The 25,075-nt window shown below is 54.2% G+C and carries 18 protein-coding genes and 1 other RNA gene; 14 read left to right on the plus strand and 5 right to left on the minus strand.

Annotated features, from left to right (window positions below):
• The first annotated feature begins 87 nt into the window (after positions 1 to 87).
• The 4 genes from AAAH10_RS07825 (at position 88) to rnpB (ending at position 4,297) form a co-directional block, all read left to right on the plus strand.
• Positions 88 to 1,932, plus strand: coding sequence for an ATP-binding cassette domain-containing protein (locus AAAH10_RS07825; RefSeq protein WP_343562264.1), 1,845 nt, complete (start codon positions 88 to 90; stop codon positions 1,930 to 1,932).
• Positions 1,933 to 1,970: 38 nt separating this feature from the next.
• Positions 1,971 to 3,098, plus strand: coding sequence for an NAD(P)/FAD-dependent oxidoreductase (locus AAAH10_RS07830; protein ID WP_343562266.1), 1,128 nt, complete (start codon positions 1,971 to 1,973; stop codon positions 3,096 to 3,098).
• Between the two features lie 5 nt (positions 3,099 to 3,103).
• A complete protein-coding gene (locus tag AAAH10_RS07835; RefSeq protein ID WP_343562268.1) occupies positions 3,104 to 3,838 on the plus strand; it encodes an N-acetylmuramoyl-L-alanine amidase in 735 nt (244 codons plus the stop codon).
• A gap of 51 nt (positions 3,839 to 3,889) precedes the next feature.
• Positions 3,890 to 4,297: RNase P RNA component class A (rnpB, locus tag AAAH10_RS07840), an RNA gene on the plus strand.
• A 116-nt stretch (positions 4,298 to 4,413) separates the two neighbouring features.
• On the opposite strand, the gene AAAH10_RS07845 is transcribed toward rnpB, so the two are convergent.
• Complete coding sequence (locus tag AAAH10_RS07845; RefSeq protein ID WP_343562270.1) at positions 4,414 to 5,436, minus strand: MFS transporter; 1,023 nt, start codon at positions 5,434 to 5,436, stop codon at positions 4,414 to 4,416.
• 514 nt (positions 5,437 to 5,950) lie between these two features.
• Between AAAH10_RS07845 and AAAH10_RS07850 the strand changes: the two genes are divergently transcribed.
• Together AAAH10_RS07850 and AAAH10_RS07855 are read left to right on the plus strand one after the other, a co-directional pair.
• Entirely contained in the window at positions 5,951 to 7,522 is a 1,572-nt protein-coding gene (locus tag AAAH10_RS07850; protein WP_343562272.1) for a Re/Si-specific NAD(P)(+) transhydrogenase subunit alpha, read from the plus strand.
• A gap of 13 nt (positions 7,523 to 7,535) precedes the next feature.
• Entirely contained in the window at positions 7,536 to 8,966 is a 1,431-nt protein-coding gene (locus AAAH10_RS07855) for an NAD(P)(+) transhydrogenase (Re/Si-specific) subunit beta (protein WP_343562274.1), read from the plus strand.
• Between the two features lie 93 nt (positions 8,967 to 9,059).
• On the opposite strand, the gene AAAH10_RS07860 is transcribed toward AAAH10_RS07855, so the two are convergent.
• Positions 9,060 to 9,941 (minus strand): LysR substrate-binding domain-containing protein, encoded by an 882-nt coding sequence (locus tag AAAH10_RS07860; RefSeq protein WP_343562276.1) that lies wholly within the window; start codon positions 9,939 to 9,941, stop codon positions 9,060 to 9,062.
• A 94-nt stretch (positions 9,942 to 10,035) separates the two neighbouring features.
• On the opposite strand from AAAH10_RS07860, the gene AAAH10_RS07865 reads away from it, so the two are divergent.
• On the plus strand, positions 10,036 to 10,866 hold the full coding sequence (locus AAAH10_RS07865) for an alpha/beta fold hydrolase (RefSeq protein WP_343562278.1): 831 nt from the start codon (positions 10,036 to 10,038) through the stop codon (positions 10,864 to 10,866).
• Positions 10,867 to 11,002: 136 nt separating this feature from the next.
• On the opposite strand, the gene msrP is transcribed toward AAAH10_RS07865, so the two are convergent.
• The 3 genes from msrP to AAAH10_RS07880 all read right to left on the minus strand — a co-directional run bounded on the left by msrP (position 11,003) and on the right by AAAH10_RS07880 (position 14,197).
• Entirely contained in the window at positions 11,003 to 12,004 is a 1,002-nt protein-coding gene (gene msrP / locus AAAH10_RS07870; RefSeq protein WP_343562279.1) for a protein-methionine-sulfoxide reductase catalytic subunit MsrP, read from the minus strand.
• A 222-nt stretch (positions 12,005 to 12,226) separates the two neighbouring features.
• Complete coding sequence (locus AAAH10_RS07875) at positions 12,227 to 13,429, minus strand: aspartate transaminase (protein ID WP_343562280.1); 1,203 nt, start codon at positions 13,427 to 13,429, stop codon at positions 12,227 to 12,229.
• Positions 13,430 to 13,657: 228 nt separating this feature from the next.
• Entirely contained in the window at positions 13,658 to 14,197 is a 540-nt protein-coding gene (locus AAAH10_RS07880; RefSeq protein ID WP_343562282.1) for a peroxiredoxin, read from the minus strand.
• Between the two features lie 344 nt (positions 14,198 to 14,541).
• On the opposite strand from AAAH10_RS07880, the gene AAAH10_RS07885 reads away from it, so the two are divergent.
• The 7 genes from AAAH10_RS07885 (at position 14,542) to uvrC (ending at position 25,075) form a co-directional block, all read left to right on the plus strand.
• Positions 14,542 to 15,918 carry a hypothetical protein gene (locus AAAH10_RS07885; RefSeq protein WP_343562284.1) on the plus strand — a complete coding sequence of 459 codons (1,377 nt, stop codon included), beginning with the start codon at positions 14,542 to 14,544 and terminating at the stop codon, positions 15,916 to 15,918.
• A gap of 77 nt (positions 15,919 to 15,995) precedes the next feature.
• Positions 15,996 to 18,101 carry an excinuclease ABC subunit UvrB gene (uvrB, locus tag AAAH10_RS07890; protein WP_343562488.1) on the plus strand — a complete coding sequence of 702 codons (2,106 nt, stop codon included), beginning with the start codon at positions 15,996 to 15,998 and terminating at the stop codon, positions 18,099 to 18,101.
• A 215-nt stretch (positions 18,102 to 18,316) separates the two neighbouring features.
• Complete coding sequence (locus AAAH10_RS07895) at positions 18,317 to 19,867, plus strand: sensor histidine kinase (RefSeq protein ID WP_343562285.1); 1,551 nt, start codon at positions 18,317 to 18,319, stop codon at positions 19,865 to 19,867.
• A gap of 193 nt (positions 19,868 to 20,060) precedes the next feature.
• Positions 20,061 to 20,456, plus strand: a complete 396-nt coding sequence (msrB, locus tag AAAH10_RS07900; protein WP_343562286.1) for a peptide-methionine (R)-S-oxide reductase MsrB — start codon at positions 20,061 to 20,063, stop codon at positions 20,454 to 20,456.
• Between the two features lie 226 nt (positions 20,457 to 20,682).
• A complete protein-coding gene (locus AAAH10_RS07905) occupies positions 20,683 to 21,654 on the plus strand; it encodes a calcium/sodium antiporter (protein ID WP_343562288.1) in 972 nt (323 codons plus the stop codon).
• A gap of 110 nt (positions 21,655 to 21,764) precedes the next feature.
• Complete coding sequence (gene folB / locus AAAH10_RS07910; protein ID WP_343562289.1) at positions 21,765 to 22,145, plus strand: dihydroneopterin aldolase; 381 nt, start codon at positions 21,765 to 21,767, stop codon at positions 22,143 to 22,145.
• 1,025 nt (positions 22,146 to 23,170) lie between these two features.
• Positions 23,171 to 25,075, plus strand: coding sequence for an excinuclease ABC subunit UvrC (uvrC, locus tag AAAH10_RS07915; protein WP_343562490.1), 1,905 nt, complete (start codon positions 23,171 to 23,173; stop codon positions 25,073 to 25,075).

Raw genomic sequence — 25,075 nt, forward strand, 5'->3', positions numbered from 1 at the left:
GAAGCTTGGCTAAACGCAAAGCTGTGCTAGAAGAAAGGCAGTCAGGGTCATCCTGCTGCCTTTTCCTGTTTCACGAGTTTTTCGATCATGACCCCAACTCATCTGGTCGCCCTGCAATCCGCAGGCCTTCGCTTTGGCACCAAAAGCCTTTTCAACGATCTGTCCTTTGGCCTCGCCAGAGGGGAACGGGCCTGCCTGGTCGGCCGGAACGGTTCGGGAAAATCCACACTGCTCAAGGTCATTGCCGGGTGGCAGGAAATCGATGAAGGCGAACGCTTTGTCCAGCCCGGCTGCACTGTTGCCTATCTTCCGCAGGACCCGGTATTCGAAAAGGATGGCACAGTCTTTGATCACGTCAAGGCTGGCCTGCGTCCGGAAATGGCGGATGCCGATTACATGGTTGACGCCATTCTGGCCCCGATGAACCTTCCCGGTGAACGCCTGCTGGCGGGGCTTTCCGGTGGTGAAGGACGACGGGCTGCACTGGCGCGCGCCCTGATTTCCGAACCCGACGTCCTGTTGATGGATGAGCCGACCAACCACCTTGACCTTCCGACCATTCAGTGGCTGGAAGAAGAGCTGGGCCGCTTCAAGGGGGCCCTGATGGTGATCTCCCACGACCGTACTTTCCTGAACAACCTGACACGCCAGACCTTCTGGCTGGACCGCGGACAGATTTTCAAAAACAACAAAGGGTTTGAGGACTTTGATCGCTGGTCCGAGGAATTGCGTGAAAAGGAAGAACAGGAACTCTATCGCCTCAACAAGCAAATCCAGCGCGAGGAACACTGGCTGCAGAGGGGCGTCACAGCCCGGCGCAAACGCAACATGGGCCGCCTGCGCAACCTTCATGACCTGCGCCAGAAACGCGCCGAGTGGATGCGCGCTCCCGGCACGGCCAAGCTTCAGGCAGAAACCCTGGACACCGGCGGCGACAAGGTCATTGAAGCCATGCACATCAGCAAGAGCTACCTCGACAAGGATAGCAATCAGCGCACGATCCTGCGCGATTTTTCCACCAAGATCAAACGGGGCGACCGTATCGGCATCGTCGGCCCCAATGGTGCGGGCAAGTCAACACTGGTCAAGACCCTGATCGGGCGTCAGGAACCGGACAGCGGATCAATCAAGCTGGGAACCAACCTGACACTTCACTACTTTGACCAGAAGCGCGAAGACCTGAAGCTGGATGACACCCTCTGGGAAACACTTGCCCCCGAAGGCGGCGATTCCATCATGGTGCGCGGCCAGCAAAAACACGTTGTGTCCTACCTCAAGGACTTTCTCTTTGACGAGGGTCAGGCCCGACAACCGGTCCATGCCCTCTCGGGCGGGGAGAAAAACCGTCTGCTCCTGGCGCGCATGCTGGCCCAGCCCAGCAATTTCATGGTCCTTGACGAACCAACCAACGATCTGGACATGGACACACTCGATCTGCTGGTCGAAATGCTGGATGATTACGAAGGCACACTGATGATCGTCAGCCACGACCGTGATTTTCTGGATCGCCTCGCCACGGCAATCTATGCCGTTGAAGGTGATGGAGAGGTCGTTGAATACGCTGGCGGATACAGCGATTACCTTGCCCAGAAAGCCCTCTCCCGGCAAGAGGAGGAAGAGGTTCGCAAAACTGAAAAGGCAAAGATCAGGGCAAGTGAACCGGCAATCCCGGCCCGAAAATCCAAACAGGCCAGCAAACTGAGCTACAAGGAACAGCGCGAACTGGACGGTCTTCCGGCCCTGATGGAAGAGCTGACAGGGAAACTCGACAGCTGTCAGGACGAGCTGGGACAGGCTGATCTTTTCACCAAGGACCCGGATCGTTTCGCCCGTCTTACCAGGTTGCTTGAAGACACCCAGACGGCACTGGAAGAAGCCGAGGAACGCTGGCTTGAACTGGAAGAAAAACAGGAAGCGCTTCAGAAAGGCTAGAGCTTGATCTTTCAGACCGGCTCGCTCAAACTCCCGGCATGACAGAGATATTTGAAACAGACACCGTTGTCATTGGCGCAGGCATCATCGGGCTGGCAGTTGCTGCCCGACAGGCACAAAAAGGCCAGGATGTCATCCTGCTGGAATCAGGTCATGCCATCGGTGACGGCGTATCCGGCAGGAACAGCGGCGTTCTCCATGCCGGCATCTACTATCCGGCGAACAGCCTGAAGGCCAAACTCTGCGTTCGCGGACTCAACCTCCTCTATGACTATTGCAAGACCGCAGCTGTTCCTTTCAATGCTTGCGGAAAGTGGATTGTCGCCACCAGTGACGAGGAAGCCGCCACACTCTCCGCCATCAGGGACAAGGCCGCTGCAAACGGGACCGTTCCACTCGAATGGCTCACCCGTGATGCAATACGCGAACAGGAGCCTGAACTCAAAATAAGGGAAGCCCTCTTCAGCCCGGCCACAGGCATTGTCGATGCCCCTGCCCTCATGACATCCCTGCTGGGACAAGTGGAAGACCGGGGCGGCATGCTCGCTCTGGATGCTCCGGTGCTTTCTCTCACCCCGGAAGGATCAGGCTTTCAGATAAACGTTGGCGGCTCTCATCCTGCCAGGATCAAAGCCATGCGGGTTATCAATGCGGCCGGACTGGGTGCTATCCCGCTGGCGGAAAAGCTGGACTGGTATCCGTCGACCCTTGTTCCGGCACCACTGCTTGCCAAGGGCAATTACTTCAAGCTCTCCGGAAAGGCTCCCTTCAGCCACCTGATCTATCCGGTTCCGGAAAAAGGAGGCCTTGGAGTTCACGCCACTCTCGATATGGGGGGCCAGATCCGCTTTGGACCGGATGTGGAGTGGCTGCCGGAAGGCTGCAATCCCCATGAACACCTGAAGGTCAGCGAAGACAGAAAGCTCCATTTCGTTGAGTCTGTTTCCAGATACTGGCCCGGTGTCACAGCGGACAGACTGGATCCTGATTACGTGGGGATCAGACCAAAGATCAAACCGCCGGAAGGCCAGGACAGTGCCGACTTTGTGATTCAGGCCGAAACAGAACACGGCTTCAAAGGGCTGGTTCAGCTGTTTGGCATTGAATCTCCCGGCCTGACATCCTGCCTCGCCCTTGCCGAACACGTCTCCGACTTTCTGGATTGAGCGCAATGCTGCCACACCTTGCTTCTCCCAATCACGGTCCGCGTCCGGAGGACTGCCTTATCGACATGCTGATCCTGCATTACACCGGGATGCAGTCAGCCGAAGAAGCACTTGAACGTCTCTGTGATCCGGACGCCCAGGTCTCTGCTCACTATCTGGTCTGCGAAGACGGCCAGATCCTGCAGCTGGTGCCTGATGACAGACGGGCCTGGCATGCCGGCGTTGCCGCCTGGGACGGGCAAAACGATATCAACAGCTGCTCCATCGGCGTGGAAATTGTCAATCCCGGTCACGAATGGGGATACCGCCCCTTCACAACAATACAGATGCAGGCTGTCGAGGTTCTCTGTCGCAGCATTCTGTCCCGGCATCCGATCCCGCCCCACCGGGTTCTGGGCCATTCCGATGTCGCTCCAAAGCGCAAGCAGGACCCGGGCGAACTGTTCGACTGGGCACGACTGGCCTCTGCAGGCATCGGCCTCTGGCCTTCGGAACAGCACCGCACCGGTGCCCCCCTGGTCGCAACAGACGGCGACATCAGACAGGCCTTCGGAGAAATCGGCTACAGCCTGCAACCGGAGCAGGACCTCGTTTCTGATGGCAACAGCGCCGTCATCACCGCCTTTCAGCGACACTTCCAGCCCCATAGCCTCACCGGGCAAACGGACAGGCAAACGCTGGATACACTCTGGGCTGTTCGACGCTGCTTTGCCGAAAGCCGGGCACAACACGAAGAATAGCCTGCGACAAAACATTTGACCCCTCTGATCAAAAGCCATAAGTCTGGGATGTCAGACGGTCCGATGGCTGCTGCTTCCGACAGTGTTTCGCTGAATCGGGAGGGGAGGAAAGTCCGGGCTTCACGGATATACGGTGCCGGATAACGTCCGGCGAGGGTGACCTCAGGGAAAGTGCCACAGAAAGCAAACCGCCTTCACGCCCGCCTGCTGCGGATCAAGCCTGAAGGTCAGGGTGAAAGGGTGCGGTAAGAGCGCACCGCGCTGCTGGCAACAGCGGCGGCATGGTAAACCCCACCGGAAGCAAGACTAAATAGGGTTGGCAGACCTTCGGGTCAGGTGAATATCCGCACTGTCAACCGGGTCAGTTGCGCGAGGTGTCTGGCGACAGGCATCCCAGATGAATAGCCATCCGTTGCCTTCGGGCAAGCGACAAAACCCGGCTTACGACCGTCTGACATTTTCCTGTTTACCTCTCTTCCCCAAGACCAAACAGAGCCATTTTTCTTACAGATAGGCCAACATTTCATCAATCCAGCTCCCGGCAACCGGAACAAGAGCAATAACAAACAGACTGGTTATCGTTGACTTGACAGACTCCATCGTACTCCTGAGCCTGTCATCAATTGACTCATGAAAAACAGAATTAATATAAATTGAGAAAAGCCTGAAAACAAAAAAATTATTAAAATCAATGCTGTGAAGAACAATTCCTTGCTTTCTGCAAAAAGCCAGATGGCAATCAACGCAAACGTGAAAACCCAAATCGACGGTAAAATCATGCGAGTTCGTTTTTCTGAAAGATATCCGGACAAGGATTGAACAGACAAAACAAGAAAGAAAATAACACCCCACAAATACGCATGATCAGAAATGCCTCCTGCATTTTTTAAAACAGGCTGCCAAAACTGTATAAGCACTTGATAAAAAACCCCAAAGCTAACGACAAAAACCATGAGAACTTTCATATTCACGACTGCGGATACAGCCTTTTTTAAATCCTCCCTGACAGTGATTGCCACCTCCTCTGCCACAGAACGCTCTTTCGATTTTTCTTTTTCAATCAGGACAAATGACATGAAAAACCAGAAAAACATTGCCACTGAAGCGTAATACCAGAGGAAAGATGACGAGACAGTTTCAATTGTCATCGGCCCCAACAATGCAAACAATGCCATCAGAACATGCTGAATTTTCGTATATCTTGAAAGTATAGGCTTTTTCTCTTCCTTCCCTGTATTCGACAAAAGGTAAGACAAAAATGCGCCATTGAATAAAGCCAGAGACAAAGCATTCAAAAGCTCGGCCAGCAGAAAGTGCTCAAAATCACTGGAAACAGCTGTCACCAAGAGCCAGGCAGCAGAAAACAGAACCGCCAGTTTAATTGACATCGTTCTGCTGTAACGATCAGCAATATATGCCAATGGTGCATCAAAAACAAAAATAACACCTGCCTGAAAGGACTTCAGAATGCCGATTTCCTGCAGGCTAACGCCTTTTGAAATCAGGTACAGAGCAGACACGCCCCCTACAAGCATTCTCAAAGCACTAAAAAAAGCGCCAAAATAAATAAGCCTGGTTACGTCTGCAGATGACTGCATTCCGGACACTTCTTGTTCAACTGATTTTCCTGAATTTCAATTTTCAAACTCAGCGTATGGAGCCCTACACGCCTCATCCTCCAACATCAGCAAACTCAAGGATAATGCGCGTTCAAAAAACACAGCATTTATTTTTGGCTTCAATTCGTTACATCGATACAAAAAGAAACAGGAAACACTTTGAGAGCATGCAAACACTGTCAAACAGGTCTGTTGCGCGAGGTGTCTGACGACAGGTATCCCGGAGGAATAGCCATCCGTTGCCTTCGGGCAAGCGACAAAACCCGGCTTACGACCGTCTGACATTTTCCTGTGAAATGAATTGAACTAATTCTTTGATTTAAAATATGTAATTCAAAAAAAGCACAGATGTAAAAACAGGTAATTTCCTGCAGCTAATAAACTATTTTTGACTAAAAGCGACCATATTTGGCACATTTTAAGACTTCCCATATCGTCTTTTCTACCGTACCACTTTTATCCAGCGAACGATCGACTATGGATAAAAGCAGAGATGATTATTGGAACCCCCAAAGAAACGATAGCCGGTGAGTCCCGTGTCGCCATGACACCTGATTCGGCCAGACAGCTGGCAAAGCTGGGTTATGAATGCGTCCTGGAAAGCGGCGCGGGCCTGGCGGCCGGTTTTTCAGACAAAAGCTATGAAGACGCAGGTGTTCAAATTCTGAACACCGCCGCAGAACTCTGGCAGCAGAGCGATATTATCGCAAAGGTCCGCCAGCCTGTTCGTGAAGAACTGGATCATCTCTCCAGCGGCAAAACACTCATCTCCTTCTTCAATCCTGCCGGGAACGAGGAGGGAATGGAGGCTGCAAGAAATAAAGGTGCAAACGTCATCGCCATGGAAATGGTTCCGCGCATTTCCCGCGCGCAGAAGATGGACGCCCTCAGCTCCATGGCCAATATTGCCGGTTACCGGGCTGTCATTGAGGCCAGCAACAATTTCGGACGTTTTTTTACCGGCCAGATCACAGCAGCCGGAAAGGTGCCCCCTGCCAGGGTTCTGATCGTCGGTGCAGGCGTTGCCGGTCTGGCCGCCATCGGCACCTCGACCTCACTGGGTGCAGAAACCCTTGCCTTTGATGTTCGCCCGGAAGTCGCCGAACAGGTTGAGTCCATGGGTGCACAGTTCGTCTATCTGGATTTTGAGGAGGAACAACAGGACGGCGCTTCCTCGGGAGGCTATGCCTCTGTCTCTTCCCCCGAATTCAGGGAAGCGCAGCTTGCCAGATTTCGCGAGCTTGCCCCGGAAGTCGACATTGTGATCACCACAGCGCTCATTCCCAACCGCGACGCCCCGAAGCTCTGGCTGTCGGATATGGTTGCAGCCATGAAACCCGGCTCTGTCATCGTCGATCTGGCAGCAGAGCGCGGGGGCAATGTGGAAGGCACAGTCCGGGATGAAAAGGTCGTCACGGACAATGGTGTAACCATCATCGGCTACACGGATTTTCCCAGCCGTATGGCAGCGCAGTCCTCCAGCCTCTATGCCACGAATATCCGCCACATGGTCTCTGATCTGACCCCTGAAAAGGACGGGCAGATCAACCACAACATGGAGGATGATGTAATCCGGGGCGCAACAGCCACCTTCAAGGGCGAAATCACCTTCCCGCCCCCGCCGCCAAAAATCCAGGCCATTGCCAGACACAGCAAGACAGAAGTCAGGGAGCTGACACCCGAGGAAAGGAAGGCACAGGAAGCAGCCGCCTTCAAAAAGGCGACGCTTCAGCAAATCGGCATGCTTGCCATCGGCAGTGTCTTCATGCTCTTCGTCGGCGCCTTTGCCCCGGCAAGCTTCATGCAGCATTTCATCGTCTTTGCCCTGTCCTGCTTTGTCGGCTTTCAGGTGATCTGGAATGTTTCCCACGCCCTCCACACCCCGCTGATGGCCGTGACCAATGCCATTTCCGGCATTGTCATTCTGGGGGCTCTTCTTCAGGTCGGCTCCGGAGACTGGATCGTCGTCACACTGGCCTCGATCTCCATCCTGATTGCAACCATCAACATCGTCGGGGGCTTCATGGTCACCCGCCGCATGTTGGCCATGTTCCAGAAATCCTGAAGAGGACAGCACAGTGAGTACAGGAATTCTTTCAGCAGCCTATATCGCTGCGTCCGTTCTTTTCATTCTGAGCCTGGGTGGCCTCAGCAATCAGGAAAGCGCCAAACGCGCCGTCTGGTATGGTATTGTCGGAATGGCAATCGCCGTGATTGCCACAATCCTCTCGCCGGACAGCGGCAACTACCCTGTTCTGATCGCAGTGGTTCTGATTGGTTCTGCCATCGGGCTTCGCGTGGCCGGAAAGGTCCAGATGACCGAGATGCCGCAACTGGTCGCAGCCCTGCACAGCTTTGTGGGACTGGCCGCGGTTTTCATTGGCATCAATGCCGAGCTGGAACTGCAGGCCGTCACTGTCCTGGACCTGCCCGATCTTGAAATCCTCAAGGGCTTTGCCAAGAAACTGGGCAGCAAGGATGCCGTTGAAGTTGCCATCCTGAAAGTTGAAGTCTTTCTGGGCGTCTTCATCGGTGCTGTTACCTTCACAGGCTCCATTGTCGCCTTTGGCAAGCTGGCAGGCCGGATCGACGGAAAGCCGAAAAAGCTTCCCGGCGGACACGCCCTGAACGCCCTCGCCACAATTGCCTCTGTTGCTCTGGGCGTGCTGTACTTCAACGGTGCTGAAATCTGGACGCTTGTTGCAGTCGCAGCCATTGCCGGATTTATCGGCTGGCATCTGATCATGGGAATTGGCGGGGCTGACATGCCTGTTGTTGTCTCCATGCTCAACTCCTATTCGGGCTGGGCTGCCGCAGCCATCGGCTTCACACTGGGCAATGACCTGCTGATTGTGACCGGCGCCCTCGTCGGATCATCCGGTGCCATTCTGTCCTACATCATGTGCAAGGCCATGAACCGTCATTTCATCTCTGTGATCCTGGGTGGTTTTGGCGGCGCAACTGGCCCCCAGCAGGAAATTGAAGGCGAACAGATTGCCATTGAGTCAGAGGCCGTCGCCACCGCCCTGCAGGATGCGGACAACATTGTCATCATTCCGGGTTACGGCATGGCCGTGGCACAGGCCCAGCAATCTGTGTCCGAACTGACCAAGAGGCTGCGCGAACAGGGCAAGAATGTTCGCTTTGCCATCCACCCTGTTGCCGGACGCCTGCCCGGTCACATGAACGTCCTGCTGGCTGAAGCCAAGGTGCCCTATGATATCGTGCTGGAAATGGACGAAATCAACGACGACTTCCCCGAAACGGATATCGCCATCGTCATCGGCTCAAACGACATCGTCAATCCGGCAGCACAGGAAGATCCGAACAGCCCCATTGCCGGCATGCCGGTCCTCGAGTGCTGGAAAGCCAAGCAGGTGATCGTTTCCAAACGCGGTCAGGGCACAGGCTATTCCGGCATCGAAAACCCGCTTTTCTTCAAGGAAAACACCCGCATGCTCTACGGGGATGCCAAAAAATCGCTCGATCAGCTTCTGGCCACAATCTGACAGGACTGTTCCGGCGGATCACACACAGCAAAGGCCCGTTTCCCTGACCGGAGCGGGCCTTTGCCATACCCGGATACTGGCTACAGGCATCGCTCACAACCGCCTCAGGCGCTGATCCCCGATCCAGCTGTGAAAGGCCTTCGCTGCCTCGCTTTTCAGCAAGGCACGCGACTGCAGGACCCAGTAGGACCCATCCCTCAAGGCTCTTTGCGACCAGATCCTGTGCAACAACCCTGCCTGCAGGGGACCATCCCACAGGGGCGCACGCCCCATCGCAATGCCTGCCCCCTCAAGACAGGCTGTCTGGACCAGATCATAGCCTTTCAGCCGTCTGAACGCCTTGCCTTCGGGCAAAGGCACACCCTGTGCCCTGCACCAGAGTTCCCATTCATCGGAATGCACCTCGTTCAGCAGCAGGGGATAGTTTCGCAAAACCTCTGCCGGGGACTGTCCTCTGATTTCCTCTGCCAGTGATCCGTTACAGACGGGCGTCAAAAGCTGATCACACAGCAGAAAGCCTTCCCTTTGCTCATCCTGCCGCTCCTCAACCCGGAAAGCAAAGTCAATGTCCTCAACCTCCAGATCACACAACCGGTCTGTTGTGATGATGCGTATTTCCACATCGGGATACCGCGCATAAAACCCCTGCAAACGCGCAGCGAGCCACATTGCGGCAAAGGTGCGCGGGGCCGTAATGGTCACCGTTTCATTCTGCGACCTGCTGAGCTTCTTCATGCCCTGCTCCAGCTCCCACAAGGCAGAGCGGGCATGGTCGAGAAAGAGTTCTCCTTCCGGCGTCAACTTCACCCCGCTCCGGTCCCGAAGCAGCAATCTGGCACCGAGAAAAGCCTCCAGCTTCCTGATCTGATGACTGATTGCAGACTCTGTCAGGTTCAGTTTCCAGGCCGCCCGGCGCAGCTGCCCGGTCTCAACAGCAGCGACAAAGGCCTGCAGATTCTGGAGCGAAGGAAGCATGAAAATCCGTCATGTTTGTTTGAAGAACGATCATTCGACAAAAAGCTTACAGCAAAAGAAATAATACAAAAGCTCTTTCAAAAGGAATAAATACATGACGAAGATTAAACTGGAAAAACGCTTCCGCTCCTCTCAGGGAGATATTGCACATGACAGCTTTGGCGACGGCCCCGATGTCATTCTTGTTCACGGCACTCCGGTCAACTCGGTGATCTGGAGCGAACTCGTTCACGCGCTGAAACACAAATTCAGATTTCACCTTCTGGATCTTCCCGGATACGGACAGTCCGCGATGTTTGACGGGCAGGATGTCCGCCTGCGCAGCTTTGCCCGCATTCTGGCAGAATTCGTTCAGCACAGACAGCTGGAAGATTACATCCTCATCGGACATGATTTCGGCGGCGGAACCGTTCTCGGCGCCCATCTGATCGAGAAACTGAGTCCAAAGGCAATTGCAGTCTGCGACGGCGTCACCCTGTCTCCATGGGGAACTCCCTTCTCCAGACACGTCAGGGAAAACGAAAAGGTTTTTGCTGCCGTTCCACCCTACATTCACGAGGCCACACTCCGGGCACACCTTGAAACAGCCGTCAATCATCCGATGAAACCGGACATGCAAGAAGCCCTCCTCGCCCCCTGGCTCGGAACAGAAGGGCAGGCCGCCTATTACCGTCAGGTCGCGCAGTACGATTATGACTTCACAACAGAACTGGAAAGACTCTACCCCGAAATCACCATACCAACACTGATCATGTGGGGGCAGCAGGACCAGTGGCTGCCACTTGCCAACGGAGAGAAGCTCCACGAACTTATTCCGCATTCCTCTTTCGAAATCCTGCCGGATGCCGGGCATTTCGCAATGCTCGACACGCCCCAGCTGTTCCGAAACAGGCTCGAAGACTGGCTGGACAGCATCACAGGGTAAAACAAGACAAAGGGCTGCCCCTCAAGCAGAGAGGCAGCCCCCGTTTTTGAAACAGCAAGCACAGTCATCAGGCTCCGGATCAATGTTTTAAAGCGGTCACACTCTTCTCGTGAGCGCCTGAAAAACAGAACGGACCTCAGACGAAGAGACGCTCGCCCTTTATGTTGCTGTAAAGATCAGCAACGTACTCCCCGTAACCATTGTAGAGCTGGGTCGGGATACGACCGGTCTGACCAAGAGGCTGTTCGGTCGCCTGACTCCAGCGCGGGTGGGAGACCTCAGGATTGACGTTGGCCCAGAAACCATACTCACTGCCCTGGATTTCCTCCCAGAAGGAAATGGGGCGCTGATCCGTGAAAGTGAACTTCACAATCGACTTGATGGATTTGAAGCCGTATTTCCAGGGTGTCACCAGACGCAGCGGCGCACCGTTCTGCTTGGGCATTTCCCTGCCGTAAATCCCTGTTGCAATGAAAGCCAGTTCGTTGGTGGCCTCTTCGATTGTCAGCCCCTCAACATAGGGCCAGGGATACCAGAAAGCCTTCTGACCGGAGGCAACATCCGGCAGGTTAAAGGTCTCCATACGGATATATTTTGCACCGGATTGCGGCTGGGCCAGCGCAACGAGATCACGCATGGGGAAGCCTGTCCAGGGAACAGCCATGGACCAGGCCTCGACACAGCGATGGCGATAAAGGCGTTCCTCAAGAGTAACCTTCTTCAGGAGGTCGTCAAAATCAAGCTCCTGCGGGGCGTCGACAAGGCCATCAATCACGATGTTCCAGGGACGGATCTGCAGATCCTGTGCCTTGCGCCAGATGTTCTTGGAGGAGCCAAACTCGTAAAAATTGTTGTAGGTCGTTGCCAGTTCTTCGGATGTCAGTTCGCGATCAAGCTGAAAGCGCTCGTTGCGTTGCGCCGGATAAAGCCCGGCAGAAGGACTGGGCTGGGAGGTATTTTCCGTCTTTGCAGCAGAGGCCTTGTTTTCACCTTCGTCGCAACCGGCAAGCAATCCGCCGGAAACAGCGAGGGATCCCAGCGCTGCCTTGCGAATAAAACTGCGACGATTGACGTAGACGCTCTCTGACGTCACGTCACTTTCCCTGATTTCCCATCCGCGCTTGAATTTGAAAAGCATCCTTACCTCTTTGCTCCGCCTGTCTCATCAGTCGGCCCCAACGCATTACCCGCAGCCCCAAAGCCTTCAGATAGACGCATCATGGCGTGTTTTTCTTAAGAAAGAGTGTTACGCCCCACCAACACATGAAGCAAATCACGGATAAGAGAGATCAACGAAAAAAGGTGCAGCCCCGAAGAACTGCACCTTTGAAATCCTTGCGATTTTCTTGCCAAAGCCGCTCTATTTCAGGGCTTCACACGCTTTCTTGATCCGTGTACAGGCATCGCGCAGCAACTCTGTCGAGGTCGCATAGGAGATACGGAAATAGGGAGAAAGGCCGAAAGCCTCACCCTGAACGGCCGCAACGCCTTCACTTTCCAACAGGTAGGTCACAAAATCGCTATCAGATGTAATTTGCTTTCCATCCGGTGTTGCCTTGCCAATCACGCCTTCGCAGGACGGATAGACATAGAACGCGCCTTCCGGTGTCGCACAGTTCAGTCCCGGACAGTCGTTGAGCATCTCCACGACCATGTCACGACGCGCCTTGAAGACTTCATTGTGCTTGTCGATGAAGGACTGGTCACCGTTCAGGGCCTCGACAGCAGCCGCCTGGGATACAGAACTCGGGTTGGAGGTACTCTGGGACTGGATCTTGCCCATTGCCTTGATCAGATCAACCGGACCCGCCGCGTAGCCAATACGCCAGCCTGTCATGCAATAGGCCTTGGACACACCATTTACCGTCAGTGTGCGCTCTTTCAGCTCCGGCTCCACCTGTGCAGGGGTGCAGTATTCAAAGCCGTCGTAAACAAGCTTCTCGTACATGTCATCGGTCATGATCATGACATGCTCGTGACGCTTAAGAACATCGGTCAGCGCCTTCATTTCCGCAAAGCTGTAGGCTGCACCGGTCGGGTTTGACGGAGAGTTCAGCAGAACCCAGCGTGTCTTTTCCGTGATGGCTTCTTCCAGGTCTTCCGGCTGAAGTTTGAAATTGTTGCTCTGTGTACAGGGTACGACAACAGGCTCGCCTTCTGCCAGCAGAACCATATCAGGATAGGACACCCAGAACGGCGCGGGAATGATCACCTCGTCACCCGGGTTCAGTGTCGCCATAAAGGCATTGTAGAGAACCTGCTTGCCACCGGTACCAACCGTAATGTTTGCCGGTTCGTAGTCCAGATTGTTGTCACGCTTGAACTTCGCACAGATCGCCTGTTTCAGGGCCGGAGTACCATCCACAGCCGTATAGCGCGTGTCACCGGCATTGATCGCAGCAATGGCGGCATTACGGATGTTTTCCGGCGTGTCAAAATCTGGCTCGCCAGCGCCAAGACCGATAACATCATGGCCTGCAGCTTTCAGCTCGCGCGCCTTGTTGGTCACGGCGATGGTTGGGGATGGCTTGATGCGTGAAAGGCGATCCGCGATTTGCGGCATAACCGGAACTCCTTCTATTTGAAACAGGATCAAAAGCAGTTTTTTCTGCTGTTGCGATCTGTACAGAGAAAAGCACCCAAAAAGGGTGCATGGTTTCTGACATATCTTTATCGCACGTTAGAGCAGTCCTCTCCCCTGCGCAACAGGGAAAATCGTGGAACCGGAAAGCAAAAAGGCGGGCACCAGCCGGTGCCCGCCCTCTGTACGAATGAACAGTTCGTTCAGGCCTCAGGCAACCTTCAGAACTTCCTCACCCTTGTTCCAGTTACAAGGGCAGAGTTCCTCAGTTTGCAGCGCATCCAGGATACGGATGATTTCCATCGGGTTACGACCAACGTTCAGGCCATTGACAGAAACGTGCTGGATCACATTGTTCGGATCAACGATGAAAGTTGCACGCAGGGCAACGCCCGCGCCCTGATCCAGAATACCCAGTGCTTCAGACAGCTCGCGCTTGATATCGGAAACCATCGGGAAAGGCAGATCGTTCAGATCCTGGTGATCACGACGCCACGCCAGGTGAACAAAGTCGCTGTCTGTAGAGAAACCGAGAACCTGTGTGTTGCGCTCCTGGAATTCGTCGTTCAGGTTACCGAACGCAACGATTTCTGTCGGGCAGATGAATGTGAAGTCTTTTGGCCAGAAGAAGATAACCTTCCACTTGCCGTCGTAAGACTTGTCGGAAATGTCGACAAAAGCATCGCTCATTTCGTTGGAAACAACGCCAGTCAGGTTGAACTCTGGCAGCTTATCACCGATAGTCAGCATTGTGGTCGTCCCTAATAAAATAGTCAGCCCCGATCAGGGGAAATTCGTCCTTCAAAACGCTCTCTCCAAAGCGCTTCGAACTGGAGATAAAGGGATCAAACAAACAAAGTCAAGTTTTTTTGAATAATTCTAAATTGCGACCAAATGTCTTTATTTTATAACTTGTTCAGTGAAGCCGTCAGGAGGTCGCAAATGAGCCATTCCCGAACGGGGACAGCCACCCTTCCCCGTCCGGACCGGCCAGACAGTGATCGCATGAATTGACAATCCTGCGGTTGATTCGCCCACCACTAAAACGCTATGACTGTTTCCAGGGAATGACCGACAGGAAACGATCTTTTAAAATGCTTTCACCAGACCATCTTTCTGCATGGAAAACACCTGACCTTTCGATTTTACGCGGAAACGATATCGAGCACGAGGTGTCCTACAATTCCAGAGCACTGAAAGGCTGCCCCCGTGAAAGCATGCTTGTTGCCCTGGAAACAGAACGGGACATCTTTCTGGCTCCCAAAGCCATTGCATCCCCGGCAGCAACAGAAACAAGGGCGCCTGCAAAAAAAGCCTTCAACCTGCCTTTTCTTGGCAAACGGAAAGTCGCTCCCCAAAAGACAGCGCCCCGCAAATCCAACACTGTCGAGGATCTGCATCACCCGGTTCGCTGGCGGGAACTGGCTGCAGCACTCAACATTGCCGACATCAGCCTCGGCTTTAATGCCATGCCTGGCTTTCAGACCTACCATTCGGAATTCAGACGTCTGGAAATCCTGCTACAGCTCAATTCGATCGCGCTGAAGCACAAGATCCCCCTCAAACCAACCGGCAAAAGCAACGGAACAAACTACTGGCAAACTGTTTTGCCGGAGGAAGCCAGAGCAGGAGCGACTGTCACAAACTTCGAAGAGCTCATGGCCCACCGCGAAGCCTCAAGAGCCAGCAACATTCCTCTTTCTGTCTTCATCCCTTCACCGGTCTGGGACAGTTTCAGCAGGTTTGAACAATCGCTGTTTCAAAAGGAACCCGCTCCTAGAACCTTTTCCCACACTGTTGTGCACTGTCTGGAAAACCAGTTCCAGCCCGCCCATGACGCCTTGCAGGATCACCTGATCAGCAAGGGAGGCGAAGCCCTGAAGGCAAATGACAGCTACCCGCATCTGGTTGAACTGGCCAGATGGACAAACGATACTCTCCCGCTCTTTCTCACGCTGGAAAGCTATCTGGACCGCCCTTTCCGGGATTCCATCCCGCCGAGCCACATCTTTTTGTGCAACCCGACGAAGGAGCGCCTGCTGGCTGTCTCCCATCTGCTGTGGTGCATGGACGAGAAGCGCCGCCCTCACCTCGTCATCGTCGAAACCAAAGGAAAAAGCCCGCTCTATCAGCAGGTCAGCTCGTTCGAACCTCTGGAAAAGAACGAACCCAATCTCAAGTCCCTGATTGGTCCGGCTGTTGAAGACAATCCCGATGAACGCTTTCGCAAGCTCTGTCAAACCTTGATGGACAAGGTGACTGATCATATGATCTCTCTGGAAAGCACTCTTGCAGACAATGTTGTCACGCTTCAGGATTTCTTCCCGGAGAAGGAAGGAAAGCAACTCTCCGGGGATGAAGCAGCCCCGCTGTTCACAGGCATCGGCGCAAGCATTGCAAGCTGTCTTCATGATGATCTACGCAAACGCCTGAAAATCTCGCCGGACTCGCGGTTTCTGATTACCGACTGAGCCAAACAAACAAGCCCCCAGGGATAGCCGCAGCCATGAGCATGACATCCGAACAAAACTCCCCACTTGTTGAGAGAATGGAAGACAGCTTCTTTCGGGAGGATTCACAACCCTTCCGCATTGCTTCGGATTTCCAGCCCTCAGGCGATCAGCCCCAGGCCATCAACGAGCTTACGGCGGGCATTCGCGGCGAGGAGCGCGATCAGGTTCTGCTGGGTGTGACCGGCTCCGGCAAGACCTTTACCATGGCGCATGTTATTGAGACCCTTCAGCGTCCGGCCCTCATCCTCGCCCACAACAAGACTCTGGCAGCCCAGCTCTATGCCGAGATGAAAGCCTTCTTTCCTGACAATGCTGTCGAGTATTTCGTATCCTACTACGACTACTACCAGCCGGAAGCCTACGTTCCCAAAACGGACACCTATATCGAAAAGGACAGTTCGATCAACGAACAGATCGACCGTATGCGCCACGCTGCAACGCGCGCCCTGTTCGAGCGCGAAGATGTCATCATCGTTGCCTCGGTCTCGTGCATCTATGGTATCGGCTCCCCGGAAACCTACGCGCAGATGACCTTTACGCTGCAACCCGGACAGCTTGTCGAGATGCGCGACCTGCTCAAATCCCTGGTCGAGTTGCAATACACCCGCAACGATGTCGCCTTTGAACGGGGCACCTTCCGCGTGCGCGGCGACACTGTCGAAATCTTCCCGTCTCACTATGAGGACCGGGCCTGGCGCATTTCCACCTTTGGCGACGAGATCGAAGGCATTATGGAATTCGACCCTCTGACAGGCTCCAAAATCCGGGATCTGGAAGGCATCAAGGTCTATGCGAACAGCCACTATGTGACACCGCGCCCGACCCTGATGCAGGCCGCCAAGGAGATCAAGATCGAACTGAAGGAAACGCTGGAGCGCTTCAACGGGGAGAACAAGCTGCTTGAAGCCCAGCGCCTTGAACAGAGAACCATGTTTGATCTGGAAATGATCGAGGCCACCGGCCACTGTGCGGGGATCGAGAACTACTCCCGCTTTCTGACCGGGCGTGCACCGGGTGAACCACCACCCACGCTCTTTGAATACCTTCCGGACAACGCGCTGGTTTTTGTGGATGAAAGCCACGTAACCGTGGGACAGCTGAACGGCATGTTCAACGGTGACTTTGCCCGCAAGACAACCCTGTCAGAGCACGGCTTCCGCCTCCCGTCCTGTGTCGACAACCGCCCCCTGAAGTTCCAGGAATGGAACGCCATGCGTCCGCAGACCGTTTTTGTCTCTGCAACACCCGGCAAATGGGAAATGGAGCAGACCGGTGGCGTTTTCGCAGAGCAGATTATCCGTCCGACGGGACTGCTGGATCCCGTTTGCGAAATCCGTCCGACAGAAACCCAGGTCGACGACCTGATCAAGGAGTGCAAGGAAGCCGTAACCCGCAAGCATCGTGTCCTTGTCACAACCCTGACCAAGCGGATGGCGGAGGATCTGACCGAATACCTCAACGATGCCAATCTGAAGGTGCGCTACATCCACTCCGATGTCGACACACTGGAACGCATCGAGATCATCCGGGACCTGCGCAAGGGAGTGTTCGACATCCTCGTGGGAATCAACCTGCTCCGGGAAGGTCTGGATATTCCGGAATGCGGCCTTGTCTGCATTCTTGATGCGGACAAGGAAGGCTTCCTCCGTTCCACCACCGCGCTGATTCAGACAATCGGTCGCGCGGCCCGAAATGTTGATGGCCGGGTTATTCTCTATGCAGACAAGATGACGCCATCCCTCACACAGGCTCTGGATGAAACAAACCGGCGCCGGGAAAAGCAGCAGGCCTACAACGACGAACACGGCATCACCCCCGAAACAGTCCGCAAACAGATCAGCGATGTTCTGGAAAGCGTCTACGAAAAGGACCACGTCACCGTATCCACGGACAGCGCTGCTTCCAATATGGTCGGACACAACCTGCGCAGCCTGATCGACGATCTGAGAAAACGCATGCACGAGGCCGCTGCCGATCTCGAGTTCGAGGAAGCTGCCCGGCTGCGCGATGAAATTCACAAGCTGGAAGAACAGGAACTCGGCGTCGGAGATGCAAGTGGTGCAGAGTCCTCCTCCCTCGCCAGCCGGATTGCAACGGCAGAAGCCAAAAGCAAGTCCAGATCAAGGGGAAAAAGGAAATAGCAGGCTCATCCTGCTGTTCCTCCCGGATTCTTCGCCAAGAGAAATCAAACTAAAACGGTGGTTTTAAAGAGAAAAACCGCATAACAATCCCTGCTGCTCCAAGGAAAATCACACAAAGAGTAATGTTTTTTTCAAATCTTTCCATTAGAATGCTTTATACACGTCTGCTTTTTGTATAAAGAACGAGGATTGTTACCCCAAACAGAAAACAAGCCATGACAAAAGGCTCCCTGACCTCCCCTCAATACATAGCGAAACCGGAAGATTTAAAAACCTTCGACCTGCTGGACAAGGCTATCTGGGTTTTTAATCTTGAAAGCCACAGTATCTGGTGGGGCAATACGGCTGCCATGGAGTTCTGGAAGGTTTCATCCTACGAAGAGCTGATCGCAAAGGACTTTTCCGAAGACAGTGCGACAGTCAGGCAACGTCTGAAACTGTCCTATGAAGCGTCTTCAAGACAGGGCCATGTCGATGACAGCTGGGTGATCTATCCGAACAACGAACCTGTAGCACTCCGCCTGACCTTCAGTCCGCTTGTCGTCGGTGAAAAGCGGGAAAAGGCTGTTCTCATTCACCTGAGAAGGCAGGAGAACCAGGGCGGGCAGGATGAAAAGCGTCTGTTGGAAGCCTCCCGTTACAGCTCCCTGATGATCAGCACCTTCGACAAGGAAGGCTCCCTGCTGACCCAGAACCCTGCGGCCGAAGAGTTCTATGGCCCTCTTGGAACAGCCCTGAGAAACGGAAACGACGAGAAAAGCGATTTTGAACGGCGCTACGGCCTCGTTTTCAAGGGCAAGCTAATGGAAACAGAACTGAACACCAGCAGCAGCCTTGATCTTGATGCCTGTGTTGTCAATCCGCACACAGGCCAGAACGTCTGGCACACCCTGCGCATCAGAAAGGGTCGTGACCCGATTACAGCCGGCCCGCTGTTTGTCATCACCGAAGAGGACATCACTGTTCGCATCGAGAGCCTGAACCGTCTTCACAGCATCAACAACGAACTCGAAATCAGGGTTGAGGAAAAAACCGCCGATCTGGCGGCGGCTCTAGAACGGGCAGAAAGTGCCAATCTGGCCAAGACCCAGTTTCTGGCCTCTGTCAGCCATGAACTCCGCACACCGCTGAACGCAATCATCGGCTTTTCGGAAGCCATGCTCTACGGTGTCTACGGAAAGCTGGAGGAACGCCAGAGTGAAATCCTGCAAAGCGTTCACGAACGGGGGCGGGATCTGCTCCATCTCATCAATGATCTGCTGGATGCCTCTGCACTGGAAAGCAGAAAGGTCAAGATCAACAGCGATCCGATCGAGCTGCGATGCTTCCTCAGCCAGCTTCAGGATACACTGGAAATCATCTGCAAACCCAAAAACCAGGGCTTCACCTGTGTTCTGCCGCCTGAAGGCATCATTCTGAGAGCCGATGAACAACGCATTCGTCAGGCCCTGATCAATCTGGTTGAAAATGCCGCAAAATACACGCCGGATCATGGACGGATTGCCATCGAGGTACAGACGGCGCCCCAGCAGATTCTTCTGCACGTTCTGGACACAGGTGTCGGCATTCCGGAAAACAAGATTGAATCCGTCAAGACAGCCTTTACACAAGTTCGTGAAAACGGACTGGCTGCCAGCGAAGGCGTTGGACTGGGACTGTACATCGTCAACCAGATCATGCAGGCCCACGGAGGCGAACTCAGAATTGAGAGCAAAAGCGGTCAGGGCTCTAATGTTACACTGGTTTTCCCGCAGCAGAATATCTGACGCTGTCTGCTGTCAGGACAGCCTCTGATTTCCGAGCCACAACGCGTGGTCCGACCACCACAGTTCCCGTCAGCGACAGGAACTTCAGCCCTCCCCCCTTTACTTCCTCTTCCACAACACTCATATCTTTGGGCGAAACGCCTTCCGGAGAGACACGGTGTTGTCTTTTCCATACGCCTCAGGGGAAATATCAATGACAGACAAAATCAAAAAAACAGAAGCAGAATGGAAAGCAGAACTGGACTCGGAGACCTTCAGCATTGCGCGTGCCGGTGGAACAGAGCGCGCCTTTGCAAACAGGTATTACGAGACGAAAACACCGGGCACCTATCGTTGTGCCTGCTGCAAGACAGAGCTGTTCCACTCCTCGACAAAATATGATTCCGGCAGCGGCTGGCCCTCTTTCTATGCTCCCAAGCAAAGTGACCATGTCGCCGAAAAGGAAGACCTCTCTCACGGTATGCGCCGCACCGAGGTGCTGTGCAGCAAATGCGATGCGCACCTGGGGCATGTCTTCAACGATGGCCCGCAGCCAACAGGTCTGCGTTACTGCATCAATTCCGCTTCCCTGGATCTGGAAGAGGAATAAACTTCACACAGAAAAGGCAAAATAGTCTTTTCTGACAAAAAGAAAGGAAGAACCATGGCAGATCATTTGCTATGGTTCTTCTTCATTAAAGTCAAAGCCTGTTCATCCGGTTGCGAACAGCCAACAGTGAATTTAGCGAAAAATCTCATATGACCTTTTTTGCATCTGCGTTTCCTTTTCCAGCCCCCCTATCAGGCCCGTTCCATGATCTCCGGAGTACCCTTTCATGACTCTGGGTATTGCATTCCTCATGGTCTTCGGCGGTCTGGTCGCACTGACAGTTGGCGGTGAGGTCCTGCTTCGCGGCGCGGTTGGTATCGCCAGGAATCTCGGGCTTTCGCCGATGCTGATCGGTTTGTCGATTGTCGCTGCAGCAACATCAATGCCGGAGCTGATGGTGACGGTGACTGCCGGACTGCAGGATGCCGCAGACGTCGGTGTTGGTAACGTGATCGGGTCCAACATCGCAAACGTTCTGCTCATTCTGGGCGTTGGAGCCCTGATCGCCCCCATCAAGATCCTTCCCTGCGAGGCCTTCAAGGACGCTATCGCCATGCTGGGGGCAACAGCCCTTTTCATTCTCTTTGCCCTGACCGGTGAACTAGGCCCCCTCCAGGGCCTGATCATGATTGCTGCCCTGGTCGCCTATCTGGCCTACAGCTACTGGAAAGAAACAAAAGACCAGGGCGATGACGCAGAAGAGGAACCTTCCGAGGAAATGGAAGCCGCTCCAAAGTCTCTGGTGATTGCGTCCTTTTTCATTGTTGCCGGTATTCTGGGATTGATTCTGGGTTCCGACTTCCTGATTGACGGCGCTCTCTTTATCGCCCGGGCTGCCGGTATTCCGGAGGTCGTCATCGGCCTGACACTGGTTGCGCTTGGCACATCCCTGCCGGAGCTTGCCACTGTCGTTGTCGCCGGGCTTCGCGGGCACTCAGATGTCGCTTTGGGCAATGTACTGGGCTCCAATATCTTTAATCTCCTGCTGATTCTGGGTGTATTGGCACTCGTCAGTCCCTTCTCTGTCGCACAGGACGTCGTCGAGTTTGATATGTGGGCCATGCTGGCCAGCAGTCTTCTTGTCCTTCCGGTCATGTTGTGCGGCGGGAAAATCTGCCGTTCACGCGGCGGACTGTTTCTTTTGCTTTATGCCCTCTACATCGGTTATCAATTCCGCGACCAGCTCGGCCTCGTCTAGGGACAGCCATTCCGGTTATCGTGAAAGGATATACAGCTCTCGCTGCCAGTCCTTTACAGATTGCAGGGCCGGGCTCTTTAACCTTTCGGGAACACAGGACCCAAACAGACATGAGTATCCTCAAAGACACAACACTGACCGAACAGCTGATCCACATCCGGGACATGACGGTTTCCTGTCACATCGGCCTGACAGACGAAGAACGGGAACGCCCGCAACGCCTGCGCCTGAATGTAACCCTGACGCTTGATCCGCAGGCAACGCCGAACGATGCAATTGATGAGACCATCAATTACGGCACACTGACCAAAGTGGTCCGCCAGACTGTACTGGAAAACCGGGTTCGCCTGCTTGAGACGCTCTTTGATCAGGTCGTCGAGGCCTGCTTCTTTGATGACCGCATCAAAAAGGTCGCCGTAAAGATTGAAAAGCTGGATCGTTATCCGGACGTCGCCGGCATCGGAATTGAAATGGTTCGCGAGCGCAACTAGGTTTGCAACACTCCCTTTTCAATCAGAAGCAAAACCTTCCTTCGGGAAGGTTTTCTTTTGTGCGAAAACTGTCCACAAGACTGCCGGACGCAACGGGTTCCCCGGCCATTCCGGGAGGCGTCAAAAAAAATTCTTCAACCACCTGTCCAGCCAGTAAAGAGGCGACATCCGGGCACAGAATCCACGGAAAAAGCCACCTTTAAAAAGTGCAATTTTATTCATTTGTGCACAAGCCGATTCCCGAATGCCCCGTCAAGACAGAAATGAAGATTTTTTTTTACTGTCATCTTATTGACTTTATTTTTTTATTAAAAATCAATAACTTAATTGCATTGCCCATTTTTTGTGCAGTTTGAGGCAAGTCGAGATTCTCCTAAGGGTGTACGGTTATCCCCACATGTTAGCCACAAAGTTATCCACAGAAACCGTGGATAACCGTTTCAACAGATTCTGCCTGTTCAAATTAATCTTTTGTTAACCTTGAAGAATCTCGAAAAAGAGCACCAAAACAGCTCTTTTTCGAGCCCTGAAAACAAAAAGGGAACAGTCCCGGTTGCATCACACCACGCCCCCTTTTATTCTCTTGGAAAGTGCTGCGGTGACATTCAGCTCCTGCTGAACAATCCGGGCAACAACAACCCTGGGCCCGTCCGTGATTTTCCAACAGTCCGGACCTGCCCGGCCTCTCGTCAGGACAACCGGAAACAACAAACGGAAACATGGCCCGCAAACCCCGTGCTTCACATCCCAATGCCATCAGCAAGCAGCGCCCTGACCCGTCACAGGGTGGCAAAAGAAGCGCAATGCCCATTCGCGAGGACAGCTTTGCAAAGCCTGACAGCGCTGATGACCGTTTCCTCAAGGACAGCACCATCAACCTGTCCTATGAGCAGGACAGCCCTGAAAACCCCTTAAGCGAACTCTCGGAACAGGACATTGAATGGCGGGACAGCCCTCTTGCCGGTTCGGGCACCGACGAGCCGGAAAAACCGGAAACAGCTCTGGATGATGACATTCTGGACGGCATGAGCCGCCTCCAGCGCGGTCAGGCCATCATCCGCGATGTTGTCCGCACCCTGCCCGCCACTCCGGGTGTTTACCGGATGCTGGATGCAGACGGCGATGCCCTCTATGTCGGCAAGGCCAAGAGCCTCAACAAAAGGGTCGTGTCCTATACCCGGGTGGACCAGCTTCCCTATCGCCTGAAACGCATGGTGTCCGAAACCCGCACCATGGAGATTGTACATACGAAAACCGAAGCAGAAGCCCTGCTTCTCGAAAGCAATCTCATCAAGCGCCTCAAACCCCGCTACAACGTCTTGCTGCGGGATGACAAGTCCTTTCCCTATATCCTTCTGACCGGGGATCACGAAGCCCCGATGGTGACAAAGCACAGAGGTCAACAAAAGCGCCCGGGGCAGTACTTTGGTCCTTTTGCGGATGCCCGCTCGGTCAACCAGACCATCACGGCACTGGAAAAGGCCTTCCTGTTACGCTCCTGTTCTGACACGATCTATGCACAGCGCACGCGCCCCTGCCTCATGTACCAGATCAAGCGCTGCTCGGCCCCCTGCGTCGGGCGTGTGGACATCAACGCCTACAACGAGCTGGTGCAGCAGGCTGCCGAGTTTCTCAGCGGCAGCTCGACCGACTTTCAACAGAAACTGGCTGCCGAAATGCAACAGGCTGCAGAAGCCATGGACTACGAAAAGGCCGCCATTTACCGGGATCGTATCCGCGCGCTGAGCTCCATCCAGTCCAGACAGGACATCAACGTTGCCGAGCTGAACAACGGCGATATCTTTGCCCTGCACGAACAGTCCGGTCAGTCCTGCATTCAGGTTTTCTTCTTCAGGGCCGGACGCAACTACGGGAACCGCTCCTATTTTCCAAGTCACGACAAGACACTGGACAGCGAAACGGTTCTGACCTCCTTTATCGCCCAGTTCTACGCCAACAAGCCAATCCCCAAACAGGTTCTCACCAGTCACGACCTGCCGGAACAGCCTGTCCTCGCAGAAGCACTGGGACAAAAGGCCGGACAGAAAATCGAGGTGATCTGTCCCAAGCGCGGTGCACGCAGGAAGCTGATGGACAATGCCCTGCTGAATGCCCGCGAAGCCCTCAGCAGAAGACTGGCGGAAAGCTCCAGCCAGAAACGTCTGCTCGAAGGCCTGCAGGAACTGCTCGAGCTGGACAAAGACACACCGCTGGAACGCGTCGAAGTCTACGACAACTCCCACACCATGGGCAGTGAAGCCTATGGCGGCATGATTGTCGCCGGACCGGAAGGCTTCATGAAAAAGGCCTATCGCAAATTCAAAATCAGGGGCGACAACAGGAACAGCCCCCGAAACACGGATGACGCACAAGGCAACGCTGTGCCTTTTGAAGCCGGCGATGACTATGCAATGATGCGCGAGGTTCTCACCCGCCGCCTGTCGAGAAGCCTGAAAGAGGACCCGAAGCGCAAAACCGATCAGTGGCCGTCACTTCTGATGCTGGATGGCGGAGCCGGGCAGCTCGGAGTGGGTGTCGAGGTGCTCAGGGAACTGGGTCTGACAGATATCCCCATTGTCGCCATTGCGAAGGGACAGGACCGGAATGCCGGCAGAGAGCGTATTTTCCTGCCCGAACGTCCGTCGTTCCTCGTTCCCCCACGCGATCCGGTGCTGTATTTCATTCAGCGCCTGCGTGATGAAGCCCACCGCTTTGCCATTGAAACCCACCGCAAGGGGCGCAGCAACGCACGTCTGAAATCCACACTGGATTCCATCCCCGGTATTGGCAGCAAGCGCAAGAAGGCCCTGATGCACCATTTCGGCTCTGCCGACGGGGTTTCCCGCGCCTCGAAGGAGGACCTGGAAACGGTTGAGGGCATTTCCTCCGCCATCGCCCAAAAAATCTATGACTTCTTCAACACCGAATAA

The organism is Carbonatibacter coralli, assembly GCF_039592655.1.
Lineage (GTDB): Bacteria > Pseudomonadota > Alphaproteobacteria > Kiloniellales > Kiloniellaceae > Carbonatibacter > Carbonatibacter coralli.